Annotated in this window: 8 protein-coding genes; 3 read left to right on the top strand and 5 right to left on the bottom strand. The window is 69.4% G+C overall.

Features of this window, described 5'->3' with window-relative positions; translation table 11 throughout:
* The first annotated feature begins 12 nt into the window (after positions 1 to 12).
* The 3 genes from JL475_RS02930 to JL475_RS02920 all read left to right on the top strand — a co-directional run bounded on the left by JL475_RS02930 (position 13) and on the right by JL475_RS02920 (position 3,662).
* Positions 13 to 1,344, top strand: coding sequence for an MFS transporter (locus JL475_RS02930; protein ID WP_202274863.1), 1,332 nt, complete (start codon positions 13 to 15; stop codon positions 1,342 to 1,344).
* A gap of 16 nt (positions 1,345 to 1,360) precedes the next feature.
* Positions 1,361 to 2,806 (top strand): MmgE/PrpD family protein, encoded by a 1,446-nt coding sequence (locus JL475_RS02925; RefSeq protein ID WP_202274862.1) that lies wholly within the window; start codon positions 1,361 to 1,363, stop codon positions 2,804 to 2,806.
* Between the two features lie 352 nt (positions 2,807 to 3,158).
* Positions 3,159 to 3,662, top strand: coding sequence for a MarR family winged helix-turn-helix transcriptional regulator (locus tag JL475_RS02920; protein WP_202274861.1), 504 nt, complete (start codon positions 3,159 to 3,161; stop codon positions 3,660 to 3,662).
* Positions 3,663 to 3,718: 56 nt separating this feature from the next.
* Here JL475_RS02920 and JL475_RS02915 read toward each other — a convergent pair whose 3' ends face one another.
* The 5 genes from JL475_RS02915 to JL475_RS02895 form a co-directional block, all read right to left on the bottom strand.
* Entirely contained in the window at positions 3,719 to 4,999 is a 1,281-nt protein-coding gene (locus tag JL475_RS02915) for an acyl-CoA dehydrogenase (RefSeq protein ID WP_237406055.1), read from the bottom strand.
* A 67-nt stretch (positions 5,000 to 5,066) separates the two neighbouring features.
* A complete protein-coding gene (locus JL475_RS02910; RefSeq protein WP_202274860.1) occupies positions 5,067 to 6,683 on the bottom strand; it encodes a class I adenylate-forming enzyme family protein in 1,617 nt (538 codons plus the stop codon).
* Positions 6,676 to 7,452 (bottom strand): citryl-CoA lyase, encoded by a 777-nt coding sequence (locus JL475_RS02905; RefSeq protein WP_202274855.1) that lies wholly within the window; start codon positions 7,450 to 7,452, stop codon positions 6,676 to 6,678. Before JL475_RS02905 ends, JL475_RS02910 begins: the two co-directional genes overlap by 8 nt.
* On the bottom strand, positions 7,449 to 8,594 hold the full coding sequence (locus JL475_RS02900) for a CaiB/BaiF CoA-transferase family protein (protein ID WP_202274853.1): 1,146 nt from the start codon (positions 8,592 to 8,594) through the stop codon (positions 7,449 to 7,451). Before JL475_RS02900 ends, JL475_RS02905 begins: the two co-directional genes overlap by 4 nt.
* A gap of 241 nt (positions 8,595 to 8,835) precedes the next feature.
* A complete protein-coding gene (locus tag JL475_RS02895) occupies positions 8,836 to 10,188 on the bottom strand; it encodes an MFS transporter (protein WP_202274851.1) in 1,353 nt (450 codons plus the stop codon).
* Positions 10,189 to 10,611: the final 423 nt, after the last annotated feature.

Here is a 10,611-nt window from a genome sequence, read left to right as displayed (position 1 = left end):
CGAGGAGAGCCCATGACCATCACCTCGAACCTCGAGGAACAGCGCAGAACCGAAGCCGGCGATCCGAGCATGGCTCGGCGAGCCGCCGTCGCCGGCGGTGTCGGCACGGTGATCGAGTACTACGACTTCAGCGTGTACGGCTTCCTCGCGCTGACCCTGGCACCGCTGTTCTTCCCCCAGCAGGACCCGGCCACGGCGACGTTGGCGGCGCTGGCCCTGTTCGCCTCGTCCTACGTGGTGCGGCCGGTCGGCGGATGGTTCTTCGGCATCCTCGGCGACAAGCGGGGCCGGCGCTTCTCGCTCGTGGCGACCGTCCTGATCATGTCCGTTGCCTGCGTCGCGATGGGCCTGCTGCCCACGCACGCCGACATCGGTATCGCGGCGACGGTGGCGATCGTCCTGGTGCGTCTGGTGCAGGGATTCGCCGCCGGCGGCGAGATCGGCGGCGCCGCCACCTATGTCGCCGAGCTCGCGCCTCCCGGCCGCCGCGGCCTGTACGGCAGCTCGACCGCGATCGGGGCGACGCTCGGCTTCGCCGTGGCCGCGGCCGTGGTGGGAGCGGTCCGCCTCGGTTTCAGCCCGGAGCAGATGGCGTCCTGGGGGTGGCGGGTTCCGTTCCTGCTGTCGGCCGTCTTCGCCGTCCTGGCCATGTGGGCGCGGCTGCGCATCGAGGACAGCCCGAAGTTCAAGGAACTCGAGGAGCGTCGCGACGGAGCGGCCGTGGAGAAGCGCCCGCTCATGTCGGTGATCCGGGACCACCCGGTCTCGGTGCTGCGCGTGCTCGGCCTCTCGGTCGCCCTGAACGGAACCGTCTACATCGGGCTCACCTACTTCGGGATCTTCCTGGAGCTGAAGGGCAACGTCTCGCCCACCGCGGTGTCCTGGACCGCCGCGGCGGGCATCGCGCTCGCGGCCATGACCTACCCGTTGCCCGGCCTGCTCTCGGACAGGTTCGACCGGAAGCCCGTCCTGGTCACCGCATACCTCGCGTTCATGGTGATCGCCTGGCCCGCGTTCCTCGTCCTGTCCCACACGAGCAGCCTGCTGGCGATCGGCCTCGTCTACTTCGTCTTCATGTTCTTCAGCGGATGGGTGCAGGTGCCCACCTGGGCGCTGGTGGCCGAACTCTTCCCGACGAAGGTCCGCTTCACCGGCATCGCGCTGGGATACAACCTCGGGGCGATCGTCGCCGGCGGAACCGCGCCGTTCATCGCCGAGAGCCTCGTGCAGAGCACCGGGTACGACACCAGCCCCGCGGGCTGGATCATCCTGGTCGCCCTGATCGGCCTGCTCAGCGTCGCCTCGGTGGGACGGACCGCATCCAAGTCACTTCCGCACCTCTGAGGGAGAGGGGAAACCCATGGGCAACACCACGGCGAACAACCACATCGCACCGCCTGACTCCACCCTCGATCCCGAGGAGCGGATCGCCCGCTTCGTGGCTCACACGCAAGCCGCCGACATCCCCGCGGAGGTGCTCGACGTCACCCACCAGGTCCTGAGGACCGTGTGCGGCACCGCGGTCGCGGGAGCCGCGCAGGACGGGATCGCCGAACTCCGGCAGCTGGTCGTCACCCAAGGGGGGCGAGCGGAGGCCAGGTCCTTCGTCCACGGAGACCACCTGACGGCCCAGAGCGCCGCGCTGCTCAACGGCTCCATGGCGCGTGCGCTGGACTACTGCGACACCATGGTGCCCGGACTGCACCTCGGGTCCTCGGTCGTGCCCGCGGCGCTCGCCGCCGCGGAGCTGCGTGGAGGCTGCACCGGGGCCGAGCTCCTGGCCGCGCTGGCCGTGGGTCTCGAGGCAGGTGTGCGGTTCAACCTCACCGAGGAGCAGTACGGGGGGCTGGATCCGACGGGCGTCGCCGGCCTGATGGGAGCCACCGCTGCCGCGGCGCGGGCCGCCGGTCTCGACGCGGAGCACACGCTGCACGCGTTGGCGTTCTCCTTCAACCGCTGTTCGGCGAGTTTCCAGAGCAATGTCGACGCGTCCCTGGCGGTGCGGCTCATCCAGGGATGGACCGCGGCCTCGGCCGTTCAGAGCGTGCAGTTCGCCCAGGCCGGACTGACCGGGCCCCGGCACTTCATCTCCGGCCCGTTCGGGTACGCGCGACTGTACGCACGGGGCGAGCGCTCCCCGGAGTCGTTCGCCGACCGGATCGGTCGTCACTACGACCTGGAGGGGATCTTCTTCAAGAAGTACCCGAGCTGCGGGCTCACCCAGGGAATCACCGAGTCGGCCCTCCTGGCGCTGAGCGACGACTCGGTGAACACGCGGGAGATCGAGCGGGTGGACGTCTTCCTGCCCGACTTCGCCTTCAAGCTCATCGGCAAACCCTTCGAAGCCGGTACCAACCCGCGGGTCAACGCCCAGTTCAGTGCGCAGTACTGCGCTGCGAACGCTCTGGAGCGGGGAACGTCGTCGATCGAGCACTTCGAACCCGAACAGGTCGCCGAACTGGGCGCGTCCGCCATGATCTCGCGGATCCACGTGCACTTCGACCCCGCACTCACCGGTCATTCGGCGTCGCGGTTCGAGCTGCGCACCGCTGACGGGGGCCGATGGGTCAGGACCCTGGAGATCGGTCCGGGGTATCCGGGCAACCCGCTCACTCCCGAGGACCACGCGCGAGGGTTCGACGACTGTGTGGGTTACGCCCCCTGGGGCCTGCAGCCCGAACAGGTGCGGGACCTGAAGAGGATGACCTCGGACCTCGCCGCGGTCCAGGACATCCGTGCCGTCGTGTCCGCGTTGATCAGTCCGAGCGCGGTGCCACTGGCGACTCCCGGGAGTCGTGCGGCGTGATCGAGGAACGTGCGGCGTGACCGAGGAGGAAGTCCGTGCGGAGCGATTCCGCACGGACTTCCTGTCGTTGTGTCAGGCCGTGACGGGGCGGATCTGAGCCGGCGAGGTCCGGCACCGCCCTCTTCGCCGGCCCACCGCCCCGGGCGTGCTCGGCACCGTCGGCCAGGAGACCCGGCGCGCCGGTCACGACCGAGCCCTTCCCACGGTCACCTCAGGAGCGGCATGATCATCACAATGGGGAAGCGGGGCAGGCCGCATGGCCTGCCTAGACTGTTTCCCGAGCAGGAGAGACCGCGCAGCCACGGATGTGAGACAGCCGTCTCGCATCGACAAGACTCCGGGAGGCCACCCCATGGGCGACGAGCTCGATGAGTTCTTTGTCGAGGAGGTCGAGGGGGGCGACGGGGAGAAGTCCAAGACTCTGAACCTGGCCGACAACCCGACAGTCCTCCTGGTGTGGGCCGCCAACCGGTTCAACCGGAGCTTCTCCCGGCATTACCAGAACGAGTTCGGCATCAGCGCGATGGAGTGGCGGATGCTGGTGATGCTCTGCAAGGAACCGGACGTCCCGGTGACCGCCGCCAGCCCTGCCGTGGGCTACGACAAGGGCGCGGTCAGCCGGTCCCTGAGCAAGCTCGCCAAGCTCGGCCTGGCGGAAGCCAAGGTCCTAGGCAACAACCCGCGCAACCGGCTGTGGCACCTCACGCCCGCAGGGTACGAACTCCACGACCGGATCCTCAGGTCGGCTCTGGAACGCCACAAGCAGGTGCTCGCCGGATTCACTCCCCAGGACGTGGAGAAGTTCAACGAGATGCTCAGGCTCTTCGGCGAGAACGCCGAGAACCTGCCGGAGTGACGGCAAGCCGGGGCCGGTGCCACGGGAATGGCACCGGCCCCGGCCGGAACACCGCCTCAGGCGGGACGTTGCTGGTCCTTGACCACGCCCAGCGGTGTCGGCACGACGGTCCCCGTGGTGTCGAGGAGTGGGCCGATCCAGTCCGTCGCCCGGGCCTGGTAGTTGTTGATCGCGTGGGTCTGCGTCGCCATGAGGTCCGTCAGATAACGCCCGAACGGCTGTGCGTTGTAGATGCCGGTGCCGCCCGCGACGCGGTACAGCTCGGTGCCGTACCGGGCCGCGCGTGCGGGGATGTGCGCGGACTGGAAGCGGAACTCCTCCAGTCGCTCGTCGCTGACCTCGGCGCCTCCGCCGGCCTCGGAGATCATCGCGGCGTAGTTGGCGTACAGCCGCCCCTTCGCCTCAGAGACGAAGGAGTAGGCCTCGGCCAGCGCGAGGGCGGTGGCCGGGTCGACCCTGGGCCGGCGCTTGCCCCTGTTGAACTCCACCAGGGCGTCCGCCATGCCCTTCAGGGCGCCGAGCGCCGTCGGTGCCTGGGTGGCCCGTGAGAAGACCTGGAAGAACGGGAGCCTGAACAGCAGCCCCGTGTTGAGCGCCAGGCCCGGTGCGGTTCTCTGGTGCACCTCGGTCCAGGTCAGGCTCCGGTGGTCGGGAACGAACGCGTCCTCGACCACGATGTCGTTGCTGCCGGTGGCCCGCAGACCGGACACGTCCCAGTTGTGGACGATCTCGTAGTCCTCGCGCGGGAGCAGCAGCACGTGGCTGCCGACCGGCCCCGGTCCGGGGGTCGGTTCGCCCTCGATGTTGGCCCCGAGCAGCGCCCAGTCGCAGTAGTCGCTGCCGGAGGAGAAGGACCACCGTCCGGACAGGCGGTATCCGCCGTCCACCCGCCTGGCCGTCTGGGGTGCGTACGGCGAGCTGATCAGGGTGGTCGTGTCCGAGGACCAGACGTCGGACTGTGCGCGCTCGTCGAAGAAACCCAGGTGGAAGTGGTGAATGCCGACCACGCCCAGGACCCACCCCACCGAGGGGTCGCCCTCGGCGAGGATGGAGGTCACCTCGAAGGACTCGATGGGAGTGAGCTCGTACCCGCCGTGGGCGCGGGGCTGCAGCATCTGGAAGAAGCCGGCCCGCTGCATGTCCGCGATCGTCTCGGGCAGCAGCCGGTCCTGCCGGGACTGCCGCGCCGCTCGCTCCTTGAGGACCGGGACCAGGTCCCGGGCCCGCCGCACCATCGGCGAGGTGCTGAAGTCGCCCAGGAGGAACGCGTGGATGTCTCCGGTTGGTTCGACGTCACCGGTCAACCGGTCGGGGTGCAGCGCGAGGAGCTCGGTCATGGGGCGTTCCTTTCCGCGGTCGTGCGAGGCTGCTGTGGCAGGTCCACTGACGGGACGTGTGAGGGGTTCACCTGGGCCCGGGCCGGGCCGGCTGCTGATCGGCGGGGACGTCGACCTCGCGGGCCCGGTCGCGCAGAGTGGCGTCCGCCCTCAGGAGGTGTTTGGCGACCTTCCCGGTCGGTGTGAGCGGCATGTTCCGGGTGAGAAGGACGTAGCGGGGCCGCTTGATCCGGGCCAGCCGGGCGCCGCAGAAGTCGGCGACCTCCTGCTCGGTCAGGAGGGAGTCCGCACGGGGCGTGGCGACCAGCAGGATGTCTTCGTCGCCCATCTCGGACGGCACTCCGACCGCGGCCGCCAGCACCACCTCCGGATGCTCGGCGACCACCCTGTCGAGCTCGGCCCCGGAGACGTTCTCGCCCCGCCGGCGGATGATGTCCTTCTTCCGCGCGACGAAGTAGTACCAGCCGTCCTCGTCCCGTCGCACCAGATCGCCGGTCCTGAACCAGTCGCCCTCGAAGGCGTCGGCCGTCTGTCCGGGTTCGCGGAAGTACCCCAGCATCACGATGGGCGTCCGTACCCAGAGCTCCCCGGTCTCGCCGTCGGGAACGTCCGCACCGGCTTCGTCCACGATGCGGCACTGCGCCCACGGCCGTGCGGGATCAGGGTGCCGGCAGAGCCGGCCCATGCTGCCCGGCCTGGCCTCCGCGTCGTACGGCGTGCTCAGGATGCCGGGGATCTCGGTCATGCCGTACCCGCCCACCAGGTGGGGTACCTCGAACCGCTCCCGGAACGCCCGCGTGCTCGCCTGCCGGATCCCGTAGATCTTGCGCAGACCGTGGTCGGGCACGTACTCGTCGCCGGGCCGGCTGAGCAGGATCGCGCTGATCGCCTCGATCATGTTGACCTGCGTCGCACCGAGCCGCTTGACCGTGGGCCAGAAGCGCGAGGCGGAGAAACGCGGTTCCAGCAGGAGGGTGGCACCGGCGGCGAGCGCTCCGGCCACGGAATAGAGCAGACCGTTGACGTGGAACAGCGGAAGGACGGTGAGCACCCGGTCGTGCGGCTGCAGTCGCACCCGCTCCACGAAGCTCTCTCCGGCGGCGATCACGCTCTGCTGGCTGTGCAGGACGCCCTTCGGGAAACCGGTGGTACCCGAGGTGTAGATCATGACGCAGGGAGCCTGCCGGTCACCGCCGACCGGCTCGATCGGTTCGGCGTCGAGGAGCCCGCCGTCGAGCCGCTGGATCCAGGCGGAGCTGTCGGCGTCGTCGCGTGCGGCCTCGGCGACCGGTTCGGCGGCCTCGTCGCAGAGGATCGCCCGGGCACCCGACTGACGGAGCACGTAGGCCGCTTCCTCCACCTTGAAGTCGGGGTTGACGGGTACGAACACCGCACCCAGCCCGGCAGCGGCCAGCAGGGCGAGTACATGCCAGTCGCTGTTGCGGCCCATGACGAGCACCCGGTCCCCGGCCTCCACCCCCCTGTGCCGGAGATGACCGGCAAGCCGGCGCGCCGCGTCGGTGGCTTCGGCCCACGTCCATGAACGCTCACCGCACACCAGCATCGGACGGTCCGGATCCGCCGCGGCCCGGCCGGCCACCAGGTCGGTCAGGGTGCCATCGTGCTCCCGGTAGAGAGCGAGCACCTCGGCCGAGGTGTACCGATCGCCCAACTCGTCAGTCATGCGTGGTCTCCTGGGGATCCGAGTACGGGATGCCCTCCCTGGTGAGCTGCCAGATGGTGCGGGCGGAGGGCTGGGCGAACTCCTCCACCACATGGCCGAGCAAGCCGCCGGCCCGGGACACCACGGCGAGTCCGCGACCGGCCTTCAGCGGGATCCCGATCTCCAGGAACAGCGCGGCGATGGCACCCGTGGCGTTGATGGTGAGGTGACGGCCGCCCCGGGCCGCGTCCACCTCGCGGCTCAGCCGCCGCAGCAGGTCGACGTAGCGGCCGGTGATCCCGTTCTTCTCGGCCACCTCGAGGAGGGTGACCGCGCGCGGGTCGTCCGGCTTGTGCAAGCGGTGCCCGAATCCCGGAACGGGCCGCTTGGCGCTCACGTACTCCTGCGCCACGCGCTTGCAGTAGGTGTCCGGGTCCTCGCCGCTCTCGACACCCTCCACCAGCAGCTCGGCGCAGCCCTCCATGGTCCCGGCGAACACCGGCCCGACCGAGAGCAGCCCCGCGGCGATCGCCACCTGCACGTCGTCGGGCACACTGTCGGCCGCCAGCCTGGTGATGATCGACGTCGGGGTCCATCCGTGTTCCATGAGCGTGACCAGGCAGGCGTCGAGAACCCGTGCCTCGGGCGGCGTGGGCATCCGGCCGACGGACAGGAAGTAGATCATGTCCGTGAAGCTGTGCCGGCCGATGAGGTCCTCGCACAGGTCCTTCCCGCGGACGGTGATCGAGGTCGCGTCGGAGGTCGCGATGTGGGTGCGGCTGCCGGTCACTGTGCGCTTCCTGACTCCGGTGCCGACGCGGAGTCGACCAGTTCGTCGTGGTACTCGTCGAGCGCGGGCGCAGTGGTGCCGAAGCCCGCTCGCACGCCGTTGATGCTCAGGGGCAGTCCGGTGAGCTTGAGCCGGTCGTCGGCGTTGTCCAGGATGATGTCCATGGCCTCGGTCTGGGGGTGCTCCAGCACCTGCGGGATCGAATGGATGGGTGCGCACGGGACGCCGGCGCGCTCCAGACACGCGATCCAGTCGGCGACGGTGCTGCGGCCGACGAGTTCGGAGATGAGCGGAAGCAGTGTGGCCCTGTTCTCGTTGCGCGCGGCGTTCGTGGCGAAGCGGGGGTCGCTCGCCCACTCGGGCCTCTCCAGGGCCGCGGCCAGCTTGGCGAACAGGCGGTCGTTGCCCGCGGCGATGATGAACGGGCCGTCCGCTGCCTCGAACGCACCATAGGGAGTCAACGAGTTGTGGCCGGTGCCGACCCGAGGCGGGATGGCGCCGGTCGCCCCGTAGTCCGCGATGTGCCGTCCCGCCCAGCTGACTGCCGTCTCCAGCAATGAGGTCCTCACCTCACCGCCGACCCCCGTCGACCGGCGTTCCAGGACCGCGGCGAGCACGCCGATCACGGTCCACATGCCCGTGCCGAGGTCGACGACCGACGGACCCACCCGGGAGGGCGGACCGCTCGGGTCCCCGTTGATGGCGATCAGGCCGGAGAACGCCTGCAGCAGCGGCTCGTAGCCGGGACGGTTCGCCATCGGACCGGTGTGACCGAACGCCGACATCGAGCAGTAGATCAGCCGGGGGTTCACCGCCCTGAGCGTCTCGGCGTCGGCCCCGAGCTTGTTCTCGACGCCCGGACGCAGGTTGTGGATGAAGACGTCGGCGTCGCGGATGAGGTCGAGGAAGACCTTGTAGTCGGCCTCGTCGTCCAGCGACAGCACGACGGACCGCTTGTTCCGGTTCATCATGTGGAAACTGACCGAACTGTCGCCCACGAACGGCGGGCCCCAGCCGCGCGCGTCGTCTCCGCCGGGCTTCTCGACCTTGATGACCTCGGCACCGAGGTCACCGAGAATCAACGAGGCGTACGGGGCGGCCAGGTTCTGGCCCATCTCGACGACCTTCAGGCCCGGAAGCATTCCGAGCGGCTTACCCGCTCCCTCGTTTCCCCGAACTCCCACAGCTTTCTCCTAGCGGCTTGGGCCCGGGCACTGGAGAACCCGGCGCGAACCAATCAAGTTGTTGTGGTGTCAACAACATCCTCAGGTCATCTTGTTGTGTTGTCAACAGCAATCCGGGGCGCTCCGTGGACCGCTCGGATCCCGGTACGGAATTCCGATGCGGAGGAGCGCCCCGGATGCCCGCGGCAGCGGCTGTGGCTCAGTGGTCGGCCATCGACTCCTGCGGCTCCGCGGAGCGGTCGGTGAGGAAGAAGGCCGTCACCAGACTGATCAGCGCCATTCCCATCAAGTACGGCGCGACCGCGATGACCGTGCCGAATCCCTGCGTCAGCGCCTCGGCGATCATCGGCGCGAACGCGCCGCCGAGGACGGCTCCGACGGCGTAGGCGAGCGACACCCCGGAGAGCCGGATCCTGGCCGGGAACATCTCCGCGAAGAGTGCCGACTGGGGGCCGTAGGTCAGGCCCAGCGGCACCGCCAGGGTCAGCAGGGCCACGCCGACGCCCAGCCCGGCGCCCTGGCTGAGCAGCCAGAACTGGGGGAGGAGCAGCACGAACAGTATTGAGTAGCCGACCTTGTAGACGACCGGTCGGCCGGAGAGGTCACTCCACCGCGCGCCGACGTAGGTGAACGCGATCCACACGGCGCTGGCCGCGAAGAGCCACAGCAGCACCTGAGCGCGAGGAAGGTCGTGGGCGCTGGTCACGTAGGCCAGCGCGAAGCCGCCGACGATCATGTAGCCGGCGGCGATGTTGCCCACCATCGTGGCGGCGGCCTTCAGCACCTTGGTGCCGTGGGCGCTCAGCAGCTCGCGCAGGGGCGTCTTCGCCTTGGCCTTCGACTCCTCGAGTTCGGTGAAGACCGGCGACTCGGCGACCTGGGACCGCACGTACTGTCCCACCACGACCAGCACGACGGAGAAGAGGAACGGCAGGCGCCAGCCCCACGCGTCGAAGGCCTCCTTGCCGAGCAGGGCGTTGAAGGAGCCCATCACGACGATGGCGAGCATCATCCCGAGCGGCACGCCCATCTGCGGGAAGGATCCCATCCGCCCGCGGTGGCCGGTCCTGGCGTGTTCCACGGCGAGCATGGCCGCGCCGCCCCACTCGCCACCGGCGGAGAGCCCCTGGAGGCAGCGCAGGAGGATGAGCAGGACCGGGGCCGCGATCCCGATGGCCGCGGTCGTCGGCAGCAGGCCGACCAGTGTGGTCGACACGCCCATCAGCCCGAGCGTCAGCACCAGGACGATGCGACGGCCGAACCGGTCACCCAGATAGCCCGAGACGATGGCGCCGAGCGGCCGGAAGAAGAAGCTCACCCCGGCGGTCGCCAGGGCGGTGAGCTGGCTCCACTGGCCGAGCCCGCTGAAGAAGAGGTCACCGAAGAGCAGGGCCGCGACCTGCGCGTAGACCAGGAAGTCGTACCACTCGATGGTGGTACCCGCCAGCGTGGCGTAGACGACCCGGCGGCGCTGCTTCTCCTCGCCCCCCGGAGCGGGGCCGGCCGCCGGGGCGACCGACGCTTTGGGCTCAGCGGTCTGATTCGCTCCCATGACGTCCTCTCTCGACTGGATACCGCTACGGAAGTGCCGCCCCCGAACCGACGATGAGCCGCGACACGAGAAGGCTCGTTCCGGACACGGGACAGCGCGGCTCAGCAAGGTGTTGAGTGATCAAGGGCACACGCTCTCCCCCCGCCCTTGACTTGTCAAGAGTCAATTTGACAACTGCCGGAAAAGGGCCATCCGTCCGCGGGCCGGAGCGCGTCAGGGCTTCCGCGGGTCTCGCCCGTGGCCGGTCGGCGGGCTGCGGCAGCCTCCTGACCGGCGCGATCGTGCGGCGACCGGGCCCTGTGGTCGCCTCGGCCACCGAGATCCGTTGACAAATCATCAAGCGCCGGGACAGACTCGGCCGCCTGTTGACGAAACAACAAGCGGCCGTCGCGGCCGCTGAGGGAGGGTGGAGACGGATGGCGG

It is taken from the genome of Streptomyces sp. M2CJ-2 (assembly GCF_016757295.1).
Classification (GTDB): domain Bacteria; phylum Actinomycetota; class Actinomycetes; order Streptomycetales; family Streptomycetaceae; genus Streptomyces.
Note: the sequence above shows the minus strand (reverse complement) of the source record. Positions and strands in the feature narration are given on the sequence as shown.

What these genes read in the sequence shown, in the direction of transcription:
- JL475_RS02930 (WP_202274863.1), top strand. Translation starts at nt 13, where the DNA reads ATGACCATCACCTCGAACCTCGAGGAACAGCGCAGAACCGAAGCCGGC.
- JL475_RS02925 (WP_202274862.1), top strand. Translation starts at nt 1,361, where the DNA reads ATGGGCAACACCACGGCGAACAACCACATCGCACCGCCTGACTCCACC.
- JL475_RS02920 (WP_202274861.1), top strand. Translation starts at nt 3,159, where the DNA reads ATGGGCGACGAGCTCGATGAGTTCTTTGTCGAGGAGGTCGAGGGGGGC.
- JL475_RS02915 (WP_237406055.1), bottom strand. Translation starts at nt 4,999, where the DNA reads ATGACCGAGCTCCTCGCGCTGCACCCCGACCGGTTGACCGGTGACGTC.
- JL475_RS02910 (WP_202274860.1), bottom strand. Translation starts at nt 6,683, where the DNA reads ATGACTGACGAGTTGGGCGATCGGTACACCTCGGCCGAGGTGCTCGCT.
- JL475_RS02900 (WP_202274853.1), bottom strand. Translation starts at nt 8,594, where the DNA reads ATGCTTCCGGGCCTGAAGGTCGTCGAGATGGGCCAGAACCTGGCCGCC.
- JL475_RS02895 (WP_202274851.1), bottom strand. Translation starts at nt 10,188, where the DNA reads ATGGGAGCGAATCAGACCGCTGAGCCCAAAGCGTCGGTCGCCCCGGCG.